Annotated in this window: 19 protein-coding genes and 1 pseudogene; 15 read left to right on the forward strand and 5 right to left on the reverse strand. The window is 63.6% G+C overall.

Translation table 11 applies throughout. The features are described from left to right. Positions 1-9: 9 nt before the first annotated feature. Together SE91_RS01880 and SE91_RS01885 are read right to left on the reverse strand one after the other, a co-directional pair. Complete coding sequence (locus tag SE91_RS01880) at positions 10-489, reverse strand: DUF2269 family protein (protein WP_060737072.1); 480 nt, start codon at positions 487-489, stop codon at positions 10-12. Next, complete coding sequence (locus SE91_RS01885; protein ID WP_283806215.1) at positions 489-1,676, reverse strand: SDR family oxidoreductase; 1,188 nt, start codon at positions 1,674-1,676, stop codon at positions 489-491. The genes SE91_RS01880 and SE91_RS01885 overlap by 1 nt, the downstream gene beginning before the upstream one ends. Positions 1,677-1,987: 311 nt before the next feature. Between SE91_RS01885 and SE91_RS01890 the strand changes: the two genes are divergently transcribed. Continuing rightward, positions 1,988-2,194, forward strand: a complete 207-nt coding sequence (locus SE91_RS01890) for a hypothetical protein (protein ID WP_156489410.1) — start codon at positions 1,988-1,990, stop codon at positions 2,192-2,194. A gap of 163 nt (positions 2,195-2,357) precedes the next feature. After that, positions 2,358-2,564, forward strand: coding sequence for a hypothetical protein (locus tag SE91_RS01895; protein WP_060737967.1), 207 nt, complete (start codon positions 2,358-2,360; stop codon positions 2,562-2,564). A gap of 13 nt (positions 2,565-2,577) precedes the next feature. Here the strand turns inward: SE91_RS01895 and SE91_RS01900 are convergent, their stop codons facing one another. After that, the gene (locus SE91_RS01900) at positions 2,578-4,740 is read right to left on the reverse strand and encodes a hybrid sensor histidine kinase/response regulator family protein (RefSeq protein WP_063921277.1); all 2,163 of its coding nucleotides are present in this window, start codon (positions 4,738-4,740) and stop codon (positions 2,578-2,580) included. 68 nt (positions 4,741-4,808) lie between these two features. Between SE91_RS01900 and SE91_RS01905 the strand changes: the two genes are divergently transcribed. From SE91_RS01905 to SE91_RS37380, 4 genes and pseudogenes are all read left to right on the forward strand, one after another. After that, on the forward strand, positions 4,809-5,915 hold the full coding sequence (locus SE91_RS01905; RefSeq protein ID WP_158511665.1) for a substrate-binding domain-containing protein: 1,107 nt from the start codon (positions 4,809-4,811) through the stop codon (positions 5,913-5,915). 46 nt (positions 5,916-5,961) lie between these two features. After that, positions 5,962-6,738 carry a helix-turn-helix transcriptional regulator gene (locus SE91_RS01910; protein WP_061846368.1) on the forward strand — a complete coding sequence of 259 codons (777 nt, stop codon included), beginning with the start codon at positions 5,962-5,964 and terminating at the stop codon, positions 6,736-6,738. Positions 6,739-6,898: 160 nt separating this feature from the next. Further along, positions 6,899-7,351 (forward strand): universal stress protein, encoded by a 453-nt coding sequence (locus SE91_RS01915; protein WP_060737965.1) that lies wholly within the window; start codon positions 6,899-6,901, stop codon positions 7,349-7,351. A 71-nt stretch (positions 7,352-7,422) separates the two neighbouring features. Beyond that, a pseudogene (locus tag SE91_RS37380) lies at positions 7,423-7,557 on the forward strand (LuxR family transcriptional regulator); the annotation flags it as partial. An 89-nt stretch (positions 7,558-7,646) separates the two neighbouring features. On the opposite strand, the gene SE91_RS01920 reads toward SE91_RS37380, so the two are convergent. Beyond that, positions 7,647-8,297 (reverse strand): Crp/Fnr family transcriptional regulator, encoded by a 651-nt coding sequence (locus SE91_RS01920; RefSeq protein WP_061846369.1) that lies wholly within the window; start codon positions 8,295-8,297, stop codon positions 7,647-7,649. 409 nt (positions 8,298-8,706) lie between these two features. On the opposite strand from SE91_RS01920, the gene SE91_RS01925 reads away from it, so the two are divergent. The 9 genes from SE91_RS01925 to SE91_RS35855 all read left to right on the forward strand — a co-directional run bounded on the left by SE91_RS01925 (position 8,707) and on the right by SE91_RS35855 (position 16,869). Beyond that, complete coding sequence (locus SE91_RS01925) at positions 8,707-9,582, forward strand: L,D-transpeptidase (RefSeq protein ID WP_060737068.1); 876 nt, start codon at positions 8,707-8,709, stop codon at positions 9,580-9,582. Positions 9,583-9,701: 119 nt separating this feature from the next. Further along, positions 9,702-10,868, forward strand: coding sequence for a cytochrome P450 (locus SE91_RS01930; RefSeq protein WP_061846370.1), 1,167 nt, complete (start codon positions 9,702-9,704; stop codon positions 10,866-10,868). 346 nt (positions 10,869-11,214) lie between these two features. Beyond that, entirely contained in the window at positions 11,215-12,165 is a 951-nt protein-coding gene (locus SE91_RS01935; RefSeq protein ID WP_061846371.1) for a sulfonate ABC transporter substrate-binding protein, read from the forward strand. A gap of 38 nt (positions 12,166-12,203) precedes the next feature. Beyond that, positions 12,204-13,157, forward strand: a complete 954-nt coding sequence (locus SE91_RS01940; protein ID WP_061850870.1) for a sulfonate ABC transporter substrate-binding protein — start codon at positions 12,204-12,206, stop codon at positions 13,155-13,157. Positions 13,158-13,165: 8 nt separating this feature from the next. Beyond that, on the forward strand, positions 13,166-14,332 hold the full coding sequence (gene ssuD / locus SE91_RS01945) for an FMNH2-dependent alkanesulfonate monooxygenase (protein ID WP_061850869.1): 1,167 nt from the start codon (positions 13,166-13,168) through the stop codon (positions 14,330-14,332). Then, positions 14,329-15,135 (forward strand): aliphatic sulfonate ABC transporter permease SsuC, encoded by an 807-nt coding sequence (gene ssuC, locus SE91_RS01950; protein ID WP_061846372.1) that lies wholly within the window; start codon positions 14,329-14,331, stop codon positions 15,133-15,135. The genes ssuD and ssuC overlap by 4 nt, the downstream gene beginning before the upstream one ends. A gap of 20 nt (positions 15,136-15,155) precedes the next feature. Beyond that, positions 15,156-16,007 carry an ATP-binding cassette domain-containing protein gene (locus SE91_RS01955; RefSeq protein WP_061846373.1) on the forward strand — a complete coding sequence of 284 codons (852 nt, stop codon included), beginning with the start codon at positions 15,156-15,158 and terminating at the stop codon, positions 16,005-16,007. Between the two features lie 31 nt (positions 16,008-16,038). Then, complete coding sequence (locus tag SE91_RS01960; RefSeq protein ID WP_061846374.1) at positions 16,039-16,620, forward strand: flavin reductase family protein; 582 nt, start codon at positions 16,039-16,041, stop codon at positions 16,618-16,620. A gap of 90 nt (positions 16,621-16,710) precedes the next feature. Continuing rightward, positions 16,711-16,869 carry a hypothetical protein gene (locus tag SE91_RS35855; RefSeq protein WP_156489411.1) on the forward strand — a complete coding sequence of 53 codons (159 nt, stop codon included), beginning with the start codon at positions 16,711-16,713 and terminating at the stop codon, positions 16,867-16,869. A 130-nt stretch (positions 16,870-16,999) separates the two neighbouring features. On the opposite strand, the gene SE91_RS01965 is transcribed toward SE91_RS35855, so the two are convergent. Next, a partial coding sequence (locus tag SE91_RS01965; RefSeq protein WP_156489935.1) for a M20/M25/M40 family metallo-hydrolase occupies positions 17,000-17,513 on the reverse strand: 514 nt, incomplete at its 5' end.

The following is a 17,513-nucleotide window of genomic DNA, read 5'->3' on the forward strand; positions in this document are numbered from 1 at the left end:
AGTCCGAACCTAATCCCAGTATGGAATGGCCGGCCGGGCGATCATCAGCCAGAAGATCATCAGCACGGCCGCGAACGCCGGAAAGCCAAAGGCGAACCACCATCGGAACAGTTGGTGATACCGGACGGGCAATTTGGTGTTGCTCGCGACCGCTGCGACGGCGAGATCGCGCATCTGCATCTGCATCCATACCACCGGCAGCCAGAAGGCGCCGGTCACCAGATACAGTGCGATGGACGCGGCCACCCAGCCGTCGCCGAGGGAATAGCCGCTCGACCAGGCCAGCCATGTCCCGGTGATCGGCTGCAGGATCACGGCGCTCGCCGTGAACAGGAAGTCGGCCAGCACAACGGTCCGCGCAACGCCGGCGATCTCGCGCGGGTCGCCGCGCAGATGCGCCACCAGCATGAAGAAGGCGATGCCGGCCCCGGTGCCGAGCAGCACTGCGGCACCGATGATGTGCGCCATCTTAACCAGGAAATAGAGCATCAGCGATCCTCCCGGATCGCCATGGCGACCAGGTTGAGCATGATCACCGGCCAGATCTTCAGCATCGGCCCCAGCGGATCAGCCCACAGCCGCGGCACCAGGGCGGTGCCGATCACGGCATAGGTGAGCGAGATGATCAATGCGGCCCACAGGCCGTAGCGGCTTAGAGGCCGGTAAAGGATGGCGAGGCCGATGGCGATGTCGGCGAGCGCGCCTGCGGTCACGGTGAGCGCCGCGACGTTTTCCTGTAGCCCGCCTTCCCGCAGCAACGACATGCCGATGTTCCAGCCGGCGGTCAGCGAAATGATGCCCGTGGCGATCCAGAACGCGCCGAAGACGCCGAAGATCAGCGGCTTGAGCGCATAGAGCTGTGCAAACCAGCGCTCCTGCACCGAGGCAGGCTCGCGTGCGAGCGCCACTTCGAGATCGCGCGGTGGAATGCCGGTCGTTTGGCGCCAAGGCTCGGGGTCGCCGGTTGCGCCGCGCCGCATTTCCGCCTGTGCCGTCGCGTTGATGGGTGTTCGCCATCCCAGCATCTGCGCAACGTCGCCCGCGCGGTACGCCATCGAAGCCGCCCAGGATGGCAGCTGCAGGCGGTAAGCCGGCCTCCAGCGCAGCCAGGCGCGAAACAGCGCGACTGCGTCGCTGAAGGCGATCCGCCGAGGACCCGCCAGATCCAGCGCGACCCGTGAAGGCGCATCGGGTTGCAGGAAGAACAGCACCGTTTCGACGACGTCGTCGAGATGCACCGGCTGGATCGCCGCCGTGTCGGGCATCACCGGCATCACAGGCAGTGCCGCCAGCCCGCGCAGCAGCGCGCTGCCGCCATAGGCGGGCCGGCCCACCACGACGGAAGGCCGCAGCACGACCCAGTCGAGCTCCCGCGCCGTCAAGGCGGCTTCGCCCGCGCGCTTGGTGCGGGAAAACTCGCTGAGTGCATCGACATTGCTGCCGATCGCCGAGAACAGGATGACCCGGCGGACGCCCGCGCTTTCGCAGGCCGCATAGAGCGCCGCGCTGCCGGCGACATGGACGCCTTGCATATCCTGTCCCTGCAACGCACCCGCCGCATTGATCACGGCATCGACGCCGCCAAGGAGGCCCTTCCATTTCGACGCATCGGTGGTCCGGACGACGTCGAGCGTGACGTGGCGAGGATCGTGCGCCGCCGCGGGATGGCGCGACACCAGAACGCAGTCATGCCCTTCCCGCGGCCAGCCTCGCGTGGATCGCCGATCCAATGAGTCCAGTGCCCCCGACGAGAAGGATGCGCATTGACTGATCCTTCCATAGCAGCCCGAGCAGACATGGCGGATGGAAGACAAGGCAACGCAGACGCAATCGTTCCTCGGCATGGAACAGAGCGCTCTTTTCTTAACACAGGTAATAGCCGCGAACGGTCGATCTACAAAAGCAGGGCAAGAGTCTCAAATGATACAGCTCGCTTTCCAGTCTTCTGATGGGTGTGGGAGATCGCACGGGAAGAGTGGAAAACATCGTGATGCTCGGACCAAACATTCTTGCGCCTGAAGATCTGTCGCTGCTCGGGGCGATCTACGATCTGGTCGTCGACTCCCTGCCGAGCCGGATGCGCACGCCTCGCAACAGGCGCCAGGTTGCGCTCAACCTGCTCTGTCTCAGCCTGCGCGGCGAGCGCGATCCGCTGGAGCTGGAGCTTGGCGCGGCCGCCGGTCTGACCTGTTGATGCGAGATCTCGCGCACATGACCGTGCCTGCACGCGGAGCGCCAAGGCGACCAATCCAATCGATCGTCCTCTTTGACAACCTAAATGTCTGGGCTGGTTCTTACCGCTACAGCGGGACATGGGGCGCCGTACCTGACGACTATTTTCCAAGGTGAAAGCAATCATGCAAGACCGCACCAAGAAACGCCGCCGCGTCAAGCAAACGCAGAGCCTGACCGAGCGCCTGCTTGCGACCGCTACCCTCGCCAAAGCCAAGGCGCAAGCGATGTCGCCGGGACATGACCGCGACCTCCTGCTGCGCAAGGCCCGCGAGGCCGAAGCTGCTGTCGCACTCGAGAGCTGGATTCGCGGGCGAGGCTCGCCGCGCTGATCTCTATCGATGACTACGCAACTCTTGCTGCTGTTGAGTCAGCCAGAATTGCGGCCACGGCCTTCCTGAGCTCCAGCATACCGTAAGGCTTGCGCAGGAGAAGGAAGCCTTCATCGGAGGCAGACTGCGCCTGCCCGCTGTAGCCGGTCGCGAGAATGATCGGCAGGCTCTTGTTTGCGAATCCTCGCACTCTGCGCGCGAGCTCGAGCCCGTTCATGGGGCCGGGCATCACGATGTCGGAAAGGAGGAATCGATAGGCCTGATCCGACGTCTGCAGATGCCGAAGCGCGCTCTCCGCGTCACTAATCAAGTCGACGTTGAACCCCAAGTCTTCGAGCAAACCGCGGGTGACTTCCGAAACATCGCGATTGTCTTCAACCAGCAAGACCTTTCCCGAGAACCGCAGCTCTTCTGCTCTCTCGGCGAGGCTCACTGACGTGCCTTCGTCGAGGGTCTTCGGAAGATAGATGGTCACGCGCGTGCCGTGGCCTTGCGCGCTTTCGACTGTCGCGGTCCCGCCGGACTGCCGGGCAAATCCATAAACTTGGGAAAGCCCCAGCCCTGTTCCCTTTCCCACCTCCTTGGTCGTGAAGAACGGCTCAAATACGCGATCCAGAAGCTGTTCCGGGATGCCACAGCCGGTGTCCTGAACGGCAATTGCGACGTACTCGCCGGACAGGTCAGAGGGAGCTTGAGCAGCATCGACGTTGCTGGCCGACACCACAAGTTGGCCACCGGCGGACATCGCGTCGCGCGCGTTGACCGCCAGGTTGAGCAGTGCCAGTTCGAGTTCATTGACGTCAATCTTGACCCGTCCCAGATCGGGAGCGATTTCGGTTCGCACGACGATATCGCCACGAAGGCTTGCCTGAAGCATCTCCTGAATTTGCGGAAGCCGAAATTTGAGGTCAACGACAACGGCGTCTTGAGGCTGCCGGCGCGAGAAGGACAGCAACTGCCTCGTCAGCGTGCTGCCGCGATTCACTGCCTCTTCGATCGCCTGCAGGGATCGTGTCAGCCGCGTGTCTTCTACGAGCGTGCGCTTGATTCTCTGCGCGCTGCCCTGAATGACCATGAGCAGGTTGTTGAAGTCGTGCGCAACCCCTCCCGTCAGCTGCCCCAGCGCTTCCAGGCGCTGCCCCTGCTTCAGCGCAGCTTCCGCAGCTTCCCGGCGCACGACCTCGTCCCGATAGCTCTCGGCACGTCGCAGCGCATACATCGACAATGCGAAAAGACTGAGCGCAATCGGAATGCCGATCGCGAGCTGAAGCAGCGTCGTGCGCCAGAATTCCTCGGTAATGGCGACTTTCTCGATCCCGGCGACGTCATAGCCGCGGACCTTCTGATAGCCGATGACACGATCCAGTCCATCCAGTGGTGATTGCGTCTCCAGGAAGCCGCCGGCCGGGTCTCTTTCCATAGCACGGGACATATCGTTTGGTCCGCGGATGTCTTCGAAACGGCCCTCCGGGTAGCGGGCGAGCACCGTGCCGTCGGAGCGGACCAGGCCGAACGCATCTCGTCCCCGGGACAGCTTTCTGTAGAACTCTGAAAAGCTCTCGGGAGAAACGGTTATGCCGATCACGCCATGGAAGCCGGCGGCCGGCTCCCCCGTTCGTCGTCCGCTGACGACGAAGAAGCGCTGCGTTCCTACGCGCGCGCGAAGAATCTCGCTGACATAGGTATCGAAGGAGTTCAACTGGGCACGGAAGTAGCTGCGGTCCGAGTTGTTCAGATTGCGTGGAACAGGCAGGATCGTGCTCGACACCAAGGGTGAGCCATTCCGATCGAAGGCCCAGATTGACTCGATCTGTGGCAAGGCTTGCTGCGTGCGCTTGAGTCGGAGATATAGCGCCGATTCCGAGGCGCGGATCGCATCGTCGGACATGCCTCGGAGCACTTCATTGGTTTCCGAGATTGATCGCTCGACCGTTTGCAGCGACTTCTGCGTCTGCTCATGGAGCACGTCGAGAGAGCTTTGGATGCGTTCGCGGGCTTGGACATGTATTGACCGCCAGGTCTGCCAACCTGAAAATGCCAGAGTCCCCGCGGGTAACGCGAGGCTCAGGAAGGCGATCAGCCGCAGCGGCCAAAAAAGGCTCTGTTTGGATGGACTCACACGTGCCCCGGCACCTTTTGAGGAACATGGAACCCTGCTATCGTCGGTTGGTTCCATATTGCCGCGATTTCCTTGCACGGAGCGGGTCGGTGGGTAAGGGGGGAGGGCTTTGGCGGGTCGCCGCGGTGATCGCTTTCATTCTGTGGGGCTGCCGGGCGAACATCGCCCAGGAGGGGCCGATTGGACCGCTGCCACTTTCGGCGAGAGGACAGCCGGTCGTCGGATTTCCCGAGGGCGCCCCCGCAATCGCGCCCGTGCCGCCGGTTTTCACGACGGAGGAATTGACACGGCTGCGTAACGGAAATTATCGCGCGGCCATCTCCATGCAGGCCCTCGATTCCCCCTGGAATTCGCTCCAGGTCCAGGGCATCTCCGAAACGTTGGGCAAATACGGCGTCGAGCTCGTGGCCGTGACCGATGCGGCTCAAGATCCTGGGCGGCAGGCAGCGCAGCTGCGCGCATTGGCCGACCAGAAAATCCAAGTCCTGTTTTCTGTCCCGATTGATCCGGCAACTCAGACGCTGGCTTACAGGCGCGTCAGCGAAGCCGGTATCAAGCTCATCTTGATGGACAACGTGCCTCACGGCCTTCAGCCCGGCAAGGACTATGTCACCGTCGTCGGCTCCGACAATGAGCAGAACGCGGTATTTGCGACCGAGGAATTGCTGAAGGCAATCGGCGGCCGGGGGGAGGTCGCGCTCATCACCTATAGCTATGAGTCCTATTACTCGATTGCGGCGCGGCGCCGCGGTTTCGAGCAGACATTGGCCGGCCACCCCGACGTCCGTCTGGCGGCAGTTGTCAAGTTCACCCAGCCGAGCGAGGTGTATCAGAAAACGATTGCGATGCTGACAGCGCACCCGAACATCAAGGGTATCTTCGCTGTCTGGAGTGATCCCGCCATGCAAGCAATCGCGGGTGCGCAGGCGGTGGGACGAGAGGACATCGTCGTGACGACGAACGATCTGGGACCCGACAGCGCGCTCTATGTCGCCCGCGGCCAGATAAAGGCTATCGGCGCCCAATTGCCTTACGATTTGGGCGTCGCAGAAGCCAATGCGGCGTTGTATGCCCTTCTGGGCAAGCCGGTCGCCCCTTACATATCGATTGCGGCACTCGGCGTCAGGCAAAGCAATCTGCTATCTGCCCTGGAGATGGTGACGAAGCGCAGCCCTCCTCCTGAAATCAGTGCTGCTTGTGGTGATAAATGCAAGGCTGAAACGGGCAGGTGACCTGCGCATAACAACGCTCGAGACGTTGATGAGAGTGGAGGAAGCGATGCAAACCCACCGGATAGTCCTTGATCCGCCGGCTGGCGACGTCACGCCCGCGGTGCTCGCGATCGGTCGCTCCGATTTCCCCAAGGTGCTGATCGACACGCTACGCCGGCAGGCCGATGTCGGCCATTGCATGGTATTTGCGCTGTCGCGCGCCGGTGCTGCGCGCTGCCTGCTCGATGCCGGCAACATCCCGATCGGTGGGGACCTCGGCGCGGCCTATGCCGGCCAGTTCCACGAATCCGATCCGAACCGCGATGCGCTGTTCGAAGGCGAGGGCAGTGCGCCGATCATGCTGCCGTCCTTCGCGCCGCGCATGTACGGCGCGCGCTATCGGAAGATCTTCTTCCAGGATTCCGGCATCGTCGACAAATGCGCGACCGCGATCTGGACCGAGGACACTTGCTTCTACGTCAATTTCTACCGCATCGCCGCGCAGGGCCGCTTCAGCGCCGCGCAGCGCGAGCGGCTCGGGACGATCGCACCGGCGATCGCGGCGAGTGTCGCGCGGCATTTCCAGGAGAAGCCGACGCCCGATCTCGCAACGCTGTTCGCAACGCGTGCGCCGCTGGCATCGCTGACGCCGCGCGAACAGGAGGTCTGCCGCCGCATCCTCGCAGGCTTCAGCTCCGAGGCGATCTCGCAAGACCTCGGCATCAGCCTGCACTCGACGCTGACCTACCGCAAGCGCGCCTATGAGCGGCTCGGCATCTCCTCGCAGAGCGAGTTGTTCGCGATCGTGCTGCGCCTGCTCGCAGGGCCCCGCGGCCTGAACTGAGGCACCCTAAGTCCCCGATATCTGCACTCCGCGAGCAAGGCGGATGTGTGATCCTTTCGGAGCTGTCGCCCTGTCTGACGCCCATCCCTGAGGAGTGGACCGCCGCTGCACAACGGGTATGATTGGTTTGCTGACGGTTCAACCAAGAAGGGAGAGCGTGATGTACGCCAATATTCTCTTGAGCACGGATGGATCAGAGCTCGCGAACAAGGGCGTGAAGCATGGCATTGCCCTGGCAAAGGCCGTTGGCGCCAGAGCGACAATCATCACCGTCACTGAAGGGATGTACATCGACTATGGGAGCGGACACGCCGGAGGGTACATTCCTACGCAGGAGGAAATGGATCGATTCAATACCGCTCAGAGAGAAGGCGCGAGCAAAGTTCTCCATGAGGCTCGAACTGTCGCGGAGCAGTCCGGTGTATCTGCCGAATTGTTGCACGTTCCAGACGCCCATCCAGCCACCGCGATCGTCGAAACTGCCAAGTCCAGAGGGTGCGATTTGATCGTGATGTCGTCTCACGGGCGACGCGGACTCAAGAGGCTCTTTCTGGGAAGTCAGACATCCGAGGTCCTGGCTAACGGAAGCGTGCCGGTGCTGGTGGTGGTGTAGTCAAACAGGCAGTCCTGATGGAGCGGAGCGGCCCTGGTCATCTCTGTCCCCCTTAACTGACCTGCGGCCAGCAAGAACTCGGCATCAGCCTGCATTCGACGCGAACCTACCGCAAGCGCGGCTATGAGCGGCGCGGCATCTCCTCGCAGAGCGAGCTGTTCGCGATCGGGCTGCGCCTGCTCGCAGGGCCCCGAGGCCTGAACTGAACGGACTCTCAGGCCGCGATATCTGCCTCCCAACGCAAAGCGGACATGCAATCAGTCCGCTGAGCCGCCGCGCTGTGACCCGCTGCGGATTAAAATGGGCGATCCGATCCAAGATCACAGTTCGATGGGGCGCCGGCGCCGATCGGGGGAAGCCGGGAGGCATTTTGTGTCATTCGAGTAGCCGTCAATCGCAGGAAGTACAACGATAAGCCAGGATTGCGTTCGCAGAGCTTTTTCAATGCTTCGTCGCTGATGCAAAGCAGATCCACATTGGTTGCTGCAACCGCGGTCTGCGTGCGTCGTCTTTCTAAAGAGAACAATCCAATCTCACCGAAGAGATCACCTGCCGAGAGTCGCTGGTCAATCTCCGGAAGCCCAACTTCGCCCGATACGACCATATAAAGCAAATCGGCATGCTGGCCCTTTCTGAAGATCGTCTCCCCAGCCTTGAAATGCTTTGGCCACATGAAGGGCTGCATCCACAATGGTGATAGATCCGTGGCCGCCGCGAGCTTCGCTTTCCGGAGCAAAGTCATCATGCGAACGAGCAATACGATGTTCAAAGGAAGCAGCACGACGTGCAGAACAAGAACAGGGTATAGCCCGGCCCCGAAACCGTAGCTGATGAACGCGAAGTTACTGCAAATTGCCACCGCACGCAGGCTCAACATGGTGCTCATGCAGAACGTGAGCAGGACAAGAGCCGATGCCAAATAGCCGATAGCCTCAATCAAGGTCATGTCAGTACCCGACCGGCGCAATCAATATCAGAAAGAATGCTGCTAGAATCGCTTGCGATATCGGGCGGAAATGAGGCTGGCGGAGAGCTTCGAGGTCTGCTCCCGAATTTCATCAGTCACTCTGAACGCCGGCATCTGAGCCCGTGCAAACCTCAGCTCAGAGCGCCCCGAGGGTTCGCTCACTGCAGGTGACCCGAACAAGCGGAGCGTGTCCTCTCCGGCGGGCGATTGAGACCTCGGCCCGTTTCCGCGATGAGACGCGCGTCTCTACATCGCGACCTGAAATGATGTCGTCGAGCACGAATCCCGCGTTAACCATCGCAGACGGTTCCAGCCCCAGCCACATCGCTTCGAAGTTTCTTAAATTTTGCTGGGTACCTCTCTGGGGCGTGGTGACCTGGGAGAAGACATGAGCAAGCGTGCCAAGCGTGGAAAGGCGGAGCCGCTCGCCCTGCCGATGGCCGCGCGAGTTGCAATTGGCGCGGTGGCCGTCGCCGCTTTGGGATACGGTTTGTTGTCTCGCCCTTGGAGCGCGCAACCGGTGCGGAAGCCGACCGCGCAGGAAGCCCGGGCATCGTCGAGCCCGGTGTACGTGGCACCTCCGGTCCATGCAGCGGCGCCGGCTCCTGCTCCGGCTCCGGCTCCGATTCCAGCCCCGGCGCCTCTGGCCGAGCCACCAAAAGCCGACGCTGATGCTCCCGGGGCATTGGTCCGGCAGGTGGTCGACTATGCCAGCCGCCAGACGCCGGGCACCGTGATCATCGATACCGGGAACACATTCCTTTATCTCGTCCTGAACGACAGGCAGGCGATGCGCTACGGCATCGGTGTCGGCCGCGAAGGATTCACATGGTCCGGCGAGCAGACCGTGGCCCGCAAGGCCGAATGGCCGGATTGGCATCCGCCGACCGAGATGATCGGGCGTCAGCCTTATCTGCCGCGGTTCATGGCAGGCGGCCCCGGCAATCCGCTCGGCGCGCGCGCGATGTATCTGGGCGAGACCGAATATCGCATTCACGGCACCAACAAGCCCGATACGATCGGCAAGCGGGTGTCGTCCGGCTGCATCCGGCTGACCAATGACGACGTCACGGACCTCTATGAGCGGGTGAAGGTCGGCGCGAAAGTGATCGTGCTTCCGGGAAATGCTGCCCGCCGGCCATCCCAGGGAGCGCCGTCCGACGCCGCGTCCCGCTTCCCGGAGCCGGCTTCGCCCTCGAACCGGCCCTTGGCAGCCAACGCTCAGATGGTGTCACCTGAGCCGAGGATCGCCGCGGCCCGGTAACGGCAGTCCTCGGTTCTCGGTCTGCGTTCCAATTCCGTCCGTCCCTATCGCTGGGGACAGACGCCCGCGGCGGAGTCCGCTAGTCTCCCTGAAGCACGAGAAACCGGGAGACACCGCCTTTGAGCACGGCGCCGCGCATCGACATCGACCCGGCCGCGTTCTGGGCCGACCCCTATCCGATGCTCGCGAAAATGCGCAAGGAAGCGCCGATCGCTTTCGTGCCGCAGCTCGGCTCGACGCTGCTGACGAGCCGCGATGACATCTCGATCTCCGAGAAACAGATCGACGTGTTCTCTTCGCACCAGCCCGCAGGCCTGATGAACCGGCTGATGGGCCACAACATGATGCGCAAGGACGGCGAGGCGCATCAGGTCGAGCGCCGCGCCATGTTCCCGACGGTGTCGCCGAGGACGGTGAAGGCGCACTGGACCGCGCAGTTCCAGGCTCATGCCGACCGCATTCTCGATGCCATCGAGCCCGGCCGGATCGATTTCATGCGCGACTTCGCGCTGCCGTTCTCCGGCGAATGCCTGAAGTCGATCACCGGCCTCACCAATATCGGCTTTCAGGACATGGATGCGTGGTCGCAAGGCATGATCGAGGGCATTGCCAATTATGGCGGTGACCCCGCGGTCGAGGCGCGCTGTCATGCGGCGACCTCAGGCATTGATGCTGCGATCGACGACATCCTGCCGGTGAAGCGCAAACATCCCGACCAGAGCATCCTCGGCGTGCTCCTCGCATCGGGCATGGCGATGGAAAGCGTGCGCGCAAACGTCAAACTCGCGATCTCCGGCGGCCAGAACGAGCCGCGCAAGGCGATCGCCGGCACGGTGTGGGCGCTGCTCACCCATCCCGACCAGCTCGATCTTATCAGGCGCGGTGAGGTGTCCTGGCTCCAGGCCTTCGAAGAATATGCCCGCTGGATCTCGCCGATCGGCATGTCGCCGCGCCGCATCGCCAAGCCCTGGACCATCCGCGACGTGGCGTTCGAGCTCGATGAGCGCGTGTTCCTGATGTTCGGCTCCGCCAACCGCGACGAGAAGCATTTTGAACGCGCCGACCAGTTCGATGTGCGGCGCGATACGTCTAAGAGCGTTGCCTTCGGCGCAGGACCGCATTTCTGCGCCGGCGCCTGGGCTTCGCGTGCGATGATTGCCGAAGTCGCGCTGCCCACGGTGTTCGCGCGCGCCAAACAACTCGAGATCGCCGATGACGAGGAGGTGCGGATCGGCGGCTGGGCCTTCCGCGGGCTGCAGAATTTGCCGGTAAGATGGCGGCACTAGCCGGCGGGACCCCCATCCTTCCGCGGCATGATGACATTCTGCCACTGTTTTGCCCGACGGGTCAAAGCCAAATTCGCAAAATACGAAACGCGTTTCAGAACAACACCTTGGCTACTGTGCATGGGGTTGTTTTCGCAGTTTGGGTTTGAGCTCCGCGATTGTCACATTCGCGTGCGGAAAAAATTCGCGCTGCATCAGCTCCGCCGATGGAAATATTAATCATGCCCTCTGCCTCACGCGTAGTGCGCGCATCGCTATTTTTCCGCATGTCTCGACACCTCCGCTGACCCGCCCCATCATCCCCTCATCGCAGGGAATGACGGCCGCACGCGGCCGGGAGTGTGGAATGCAGCGTCGCGACTTTCTGAAATTGTCCGTTGGAACCGCCGCTTCCGCAGCGTTCGTCTCGCGCGCCAACGCGCAGAGCGCGGTGAAGGAAATTCGTGTCGGCTACCAGAAGACCGGCGTGCTGGTCATCACGCGCCAGCAGGCCGCCTTGGAAAAACATTTCACGCCCCTCGGCATCGACGTGAAATGGATCGAGTTCTCCTCGGGGCCGCCGATGATGGAGGCGATGAATGTCGGCAGCGTCGATTTCGGCGCGGTCGGCGATTCCCCGCCGGTGTTCGCGCAAGCCGCCGGAGCGGCGATCGTCTATGCCGCGGGACAGCCCATCACCAACGGCCAGGGCATCCTGGTGCCGAAGGATTCGCCGATCCGCACCATCGCCGATCTCAAGGGCAAGCGCATCGGCTTCACCAAGGGCTCCAGCGCGCACAACATCGTGGTGCAGACGCTGGAGAAGGCGGGTCTCACCTATGCCGACATCACGCCGGTCTATCTGACGCCGCCGGATGCGGGCCCCGCCTTCGCCAATGGCAGCATCGAGGCCTGGGCGATCTGGGATCCATATTTCGCGATCGGCGAGACCAAGCAGAACGGCCGCATCCTGATCAATTCGCGCGAGGTCACCAAGACCAATTCCTTCTACATCGCCAACCGCGAGTTCGCGAAAAACCATGGCGCGATCCTGCAGCAGATCGTCGACGTGACGACCGCAGCGGGCAAATGGGCCGAGCAGCATCGTGACGAGGTCGCCAGATCGCTGGCCGCGATCACCGGCGTCCCGCTCGACAGCCAGACCCTCGCTGCCAATCGCGCGAATTTCGTGGTCGGCCCCGTCACCGACGACATCGTCACGACCCAGCAGGGCGTCGCCGACCGCTTCTACAAGCTCGGCCTGATCCCCAAGCCGATCGTCATTCGCGACATCGTCTGGCGCTATCAGGCAGCCTGACCGTGCCGACCACTCTTCCCATCCACAAGGGTTTGAACATGAGGCGTATCATCCAGCGTCTGATCGCGGCCATCGTGCTGTCGGTCGGCATCGTCGCCGCCGCGGTCGGCACCTCCTACGGCCAGGACAAGGTGGTCCGCATCGGCTATCAGAAATACGGCAAGCTGGTGCTGCTCAAGAGCAAGGGCACGCTGGAGCCGAAGCTCGCCGCCGACGGCTACAAGGTGGTGTGGACCGAATTCCCGTCGGGGCCACCGCTGCTCGAGGCGCTCAATGTCGGCGCAATCGATTTCGGCAACACCGGCGAAGCCCCGCCGATCTTCGCGCAGGCCGCCGGCGCGCCGATCCAATACGTCGCCTATGAGCCGCCGGCGCCGAAGGGTGAGGCGATCCTGGTGCCAAAGGACAGCCCGCTGAAATCGGTCGCCGACCTCAAGGGCAAGAAGGTCGCGCTCAACAAGGGCTCCAACGTCCATTATCTCCTGGTCAAAGCGCTGGAGAAGGCGGGCGTGAAGTATTCGGAAATCGAGCCGGTGTTCCTGGCGCCCGCCGACGCCCGCGCCGCCTTCGAGCGCGGCGCGGTCGATGCCTGGGTGATCTGGGATCCGTTCCAGGCGGCAGCAGAAGCGGCCACCGGCGCGCGCACGCTCGCCGACGGAACCGGCATCGTCGCCAACTACCAGTTCTACTTCTCCTCTAAGAAGTTCCTCGACGCCAATCCGAAGATCGTCGACGCCGTGCTCGCCGAGCTCAGCGCGGTCGACGACTGGGCCAAGGGCGACATCCATGCGGTGGCCGAGCAACTGGCGCCGGCGATCGGCCTGTCCGTCCCGGTCGTCGAGGTCGCCTTGAAGCGGCAATCCTACGGCATCAAGCCGATCACCGATGCCGTCATTGCCGACCAGCAGCAGGTGGCCGACACGTTCTTCGCGCTGGGCCTCATCCCCAAATCCATCAAGATTTCCGACGTCGCCCGGAAGTCAGGATCGTGAGCAAGACCATGAGCAAGCAACCCAGCCCCAACATCCTCTGGTTCCTGCCGACCCACGGCGACGGCCGCTATCTCGGCACCGGTATCGGCGGCCGCGAGGTCAACTTCAACTATCTGCGCCAGATCGCGCAGGCCGCCGATCAGCTCGGCTATTTCGGCGTGCTGCTGCCGACCGGGCGATCCTGCGAAGATTCCTGGATCGTCGCCTCATCAGTCGCACCGTTCACCGAGCGGCTGCGCTATCTCGTCGCCGTCCGCCCCGGCCTGCAATCGCCGAGCGTGGCCGCACGCATGACCGCGACGCTCGACCGCATCACGAACGGCCGGCTCCTCGTTAACGTCGTCACCGGCGGCGATCCCGTCGAGAACAAGGGCGACGGCATATTCCTGTCCCATGACGAGCGCTACGAGGTCACCCGCGAGTTCCTGGGCGTCTATGGCGATCTGCTCGCCGGCAAGACGGTGAATGCCGAAGGCAAGCACATCCATGTCGAGGGCAGCAAGCTCCTGTTTCCGCCGGTGCAGGCACCGCGCCCGCCGCTCTATTTCGGCGGCTCGTCCGATGCCGGCATCGACGTCGCAGTCGACACCGTCGACAAATACCTGACCTGGGGCGAACCGCCGGCACTGGTCGCCGAGAAGATCGCGAAGGTGAGGGAGGTCGCCGCTGCCCGCGGCAGAAAGCTCTCCTTCGGCATCCGGCTTCACGTGATCGTCCGCGAAACCAATGAGGCGGCGTGGCGCGATGCGAACGAGCTGATCAAGCATGTCAGCGACGACACCATCGCGCTAGCGCAGAAGAATTTTGCCCGCATGGACTCCGTCGGCCAGCAGCGCATGGCGCAGCTGCACGGCGGCAAGCGCGACAAGCTCGAGATCGCGCCGAACCTGTGGGCCGGCGTCGGCCTCGTGCGCGGCGGCGCCGGCACAGCACTGGTCGGCGACGCCGAGACCGTCGCAGCTCGCATCAGGGAGTATCAGGATCTCGGCATCGATACCTTCATCATGTCGGGCTATCCGCATCTGGAGGAAGCCTACCGTTTCGCCGAGCTGGTCTTCCCGCTGCTCGCGCTGGAGCAGCCGAGCAACGTCACCAAGCTGCATTTCAACGGAGGTCCGTTCGGCGAGACGGTCGGCAGCGACTTCCGTCCGCAGCATCGGGTGTCGCAGTCATGAGCCTGATCGACAGCATCTCGCTTCCGCGCAGCGTCCGCCTGCCGCGCGTCGACGGCCTGATCCAGTGGATCGTGCCGCTCGCCATCATCGCGATCTGGCAGGTCGCGAGCGTCACCGGCTTCGTGCCGACCCGCGTGCTACCGGCGCCGAGCGACGTCGTGCTCGCGGGTTGGAAGCTTCTGCTCTCGGGCGAGCTCGTCCGCAATATCTGGGTCTCGTTCTGGCGCGCCTCGATCGGCTTCCTGATCGGCGGCAGCATCGGCTTCGCCTTCGGGCTTGCCAACGGCCTGTCGCAGCTATCGGCCAAGCTCACCGACACCACGCTGCAGATGGTGCGCAACGTGCCGCATCTGGCCCTGATCCCGCTGGTCATCCTGTGGTTCGGCATCGACGAGAGCGCAAAGCTGTTCCTGGTGGCGCTCGGCGTGTTCTTCCCGGTCTACCTCAACACGCTGCACGGCATCCGCACCGTCGATCCGCAACTGATCGAGATGGGCCGCACCTACGGCATGACCGATGGCGAGCTGTTCCGACGGGTGATCTTTCCGGGCGCGCTGCCCTCGATCTTCGTCGGCATCCGCTTCGCGCTCGGCATCATGTGGTTGACCCTGATCGTCGCCGAGACCATCGCGGCATCCTCGGGCCTCGGCTACATGGCGATGCAGGCGCGCGAGTTCATGCTGATCGACGTCGTCGTGCTCTCGATCCTGATCTACGCCCTGCTCGGCAAGCTCGCCGACAGCGCGTCACGCGTGCTGGAGCGCCTGACGCTCTCCTGGCATCCCGCCTTTCAGAAACGTTGAGCAGAAATACTGGGAATCACATGCAGACAGCGCTTCGTACCTCCCTTCCCGAGTCCGAGCTCGCCAGCCGCGCCAATTTCGGGCCGCACGCCCGTGTCGTGCGCGAGGAGCGCCCGGTGCAGACCGCCGGCCTCCCGCTCAGCATCCGCAGCTTGCGCAAATCCTACGGCAGCAACGAGGTGCTGCGCGGCATCGACCTGCACATCCCGGCCGGCCAGTTCGTCGCCATCGTGGGAAAAAGCGGTTGCGGCAAGAGCACGCTGCTGCGTCTGATCGCGGGACTGGAAAAAGTCGATGCCGGCAGCATCAGCTTCGGCCAAGACATGCAGCCAAAAGACATCCAGTCCGAGGACATCCGCGTGATGTTCCAGGAGCCGCGGCTGTTGCCCTGGGCTCGGGTGCTCGCCAATGTCGAGGTCGGCCTCGGCCGCGAGCGGGCCTCCACCGATGCGCAGGCGCGCGCCGAGAAGGCGCTGAGCGAGGTCGGGCTGACCGATAAGCGCGACCAATGGCCCTCGGTGCTGTCAGGTGGCCAGAAGCAGCGCGTCGCGCTTGGCCGCGCGCTGGTCTCCCGGCCGCGCGTGCTCGCCTTCGACGAGCCGCTCGGCGCGCTGGATGCGCTGACCCGCATCTCGATGCAGCGTCTCCTGGAGCGCGTCTGGCGCGACCAGGGCTTTACCGCCATCCTCGTCACCCACGACGTCGCCGAGGCGGTCGCGCTGGCCGACCGCGTGCTCGTGATCGAGGAGGGCCGTATCGCCCATGACGTCACGGTTAACGTGGCCCGGCCCCGCCAGCGCGGGTCGGTCGAGCTGGCCGGCCTCGAAGGCTCGATCCTGAGCCACCTGTTGTCGGCGGACGATCGTACCTAAATAACGGAACCCCGGTTCGGGGAGCAACGCCATGAATGTAGTCCCCCGCGATCTCATGACCAAAATCCCCGTCTCGTCCGCCGATTTCCGTGGCGCCATGCGCCATCTCACCGGCGGCGTCAGCGTCATCACCGCCGGGCGCGGCAAGGACATCACCGGCATGACGGTCACCTCGGTGACCTCGCTGTCGGTGGAGCCGCCGACGCTGCTGGTCAGCATCAACAGGGATGCCTCGTCGTTTCCGTTGATCCGCCGCTACGGCGCCTTCGGTGTGAACATCCTCAATGCCGATCAGCTCGAGGTGGCCGAGCGCTTTGCGGGGAAGGGCGGGCTGAAGGGCGCCGATCGCTTTGCAGGCAGCCAATGGGTGACCTCGGTTTCGGGCGTTCCGCTGCTGGTCGGCGCGTTGTCGGCCGTCGATTGCGAGGTCGAGGAGATCGTCGAGCGTCACTCGCACGGCATCGTCATCGGCCGCGTCCGGGACATCAGGAGCTCGCCGCGCGCCGCCGCGCTCGCCTATTGGCACGGCCAGTATGTGGCGGTCGACCAGGACGAGGACGCGGTCAGGCTCGCCGACGTCAGTGTTCCCACGCGCAGCCGCCGCGGGGCTTGACCGCCGCAGGCTGACGCAGAGGCTGGCCTTTTCGGCGTCGTCGCTCTAGAAGCGCGGTGAGCCTTCCCGCTGGAAGGCGTGGGGAGCCGAATGATGAAGCGCGTTGCGACCTGGGCCTTCTACGCCATCGGCGCGCTCGCGATCGCCTATCTCGCACTTTACGCCTACGCGATGTTCTCGGGATCGCCGATCGTGCCGGGCGACCCCATCCACATCTTCCGCAAGCCGGACGCGCCGAGTTATTCGTAGCCCTCGAAAGGCCTCGTAGGGTGGGCAAAGCGAAGCGTGCCCACCACTTCTAACAGCGAAGAGAAATTGTGGGCACGGCGCAAGCGCGCCTTTGCCCACCCTACGGCACCGGTGCTCTTACGGCTCCCGTTCACCCCCTCAAGATCGCCAGCGCCAGCGCCTGTGCGCGCGGCACGATGCTGTCGACCTCGAGATATTCCTCCGGCGTATGCGCGAGCCCGCCGACCGGGCCGAGGCCGCAGATGGTCGGCGTGCCCACGGCGGCGGTGAAGCCGGAATCGGCGCAACCGCCGGAGAACTCGCCCTGGAGCGTGGTGAGGCCCGCGTCCCTCGCGGCGGCCTGATAAGTCTCGAACAGCGCCTTCGAGTCGGCACTCTGCACCACCGGCACGAACTCGCCTTTGATCGACAGCATCGCGCTGGTGCCTGGCACGTAGGACGTCGCGACGATCGTCTCGATCGCAGCCATGATCCGCGCACGATCCGCCGGATCGACGTAACGCAGGTCGATCTGTCCCTCGGCGTAAGGCGCCGTGGTGTTGACGGACTGCCCGCCCGAGACCAGCCCGACATTGAGCGTGATGCCCTTGTCGAGATCGGTCAGCGCATGGATTTGCACGATCTTGTGCGCGAGCTCGCCGATC

This window comes from Bradyrhizobium sp. DOA1 (assembly GCF_001593325.1).
Taxonomy (GTDB): domain Bacteria; phylum Pseudomonadota; class Alphaproteobacteria; order Rhizobiales; family Xanthobacteraceae; genus Bradyrhizobium.

Coding starts and splice junctions, on each gene's coding strand:
- SE91_RS01880 (WP_060737072.1), bottom strand. CDS start 489: ATGCTCTATTTCCTGGTTAAGATGGCGCACATCATCGGTGCCGCAGTG.
- SE91_RS01895 (WP_060737967.1), top strand. CDS start 2,358: ATGCAAGACCGCACCAAGAAACGCCGCCGCGTCAAGCAAACGCAGAGC.
- SE91_RS01900 (WP_063921277.1), bottom strand. CDS start 4,740: ATGGAACCAACCGACGATAGCAGGGTTCCATGTTCCTCAAAAGGTGCC.
- SE91_RS01910 (WP_061846368.1), top strand. CDS start 5,962: ATGCAAACCCACCGGATAGTCCTTGATCCGCCGGCTGGCGACGTCACG.
- SE91_RS01915 (WP_060737965.1), top strand. CDS start 6,899: ATGTACGCCAATATTCTCTTGAGCACGGATGGATCAGAGCTCGCGAAC.
- SE91_RS01920 (WP_061846369.1), bottom strand. CDS start 8,297: ATGACCTTGATTGAGGCTATCGGCTATTTGGCATCGGCTCTTGTCCTG.
- SE91_RS01925 (WP_060737068.1), top strand. CDS start 8,707: ATGAGCAAGCGTGCCAAGCGTGGAAAGGCGGAGCCGCTCGCCCTGCCG.
- SE91_RS01935 (WP_061846371.1), top strand. CDS start 11,215: ATGCAGCGTCGCGACTTTCTGAAATTGTCCGTTGGAACCGCCGCTTCC.
- SE91_RS01940 (WP_061850870.1), top strand. CDS start 12,204: ATGAGGCGTATCATCCAGCGTCTGATCGCGGCCATCGTGCTGTCGGTC.
- ssuD (WP_061850869.1), top strand. CDS start 13,166: ATGAGCAAGCAACCCAGCCCCAACATCCTCTGGTTCCTGCCGACCCAC.
- ssuC (WP_061846372.1), top strand. CDS start 14,329: ATGAGCCTGATCGACAGCATCTCGCTTCCGCGCAGCGTCCGCCTGCCG.
- SE91_RS01955 (WP_061846373.1), top strand. CDS start 15,156: ATGCAGACAGCGCTTCGTACCTCCCTTCCCGAGTCCGAGCTCGCCAGC.
- SE91_RS01960 (WP_061846374.1), top strand. CDS start 16,039: ATGAATGTAGTCCCCCGCGATCTCATGACCAAAATCCCCGTCTCGTCC.
- SE91_RS35855 (WP_156489411.1), top strand. CDS start 16,711: ATGATGAAGCGCGTTGCGACCTGGGCCTTCTACGCCATCGGCGCGCTC.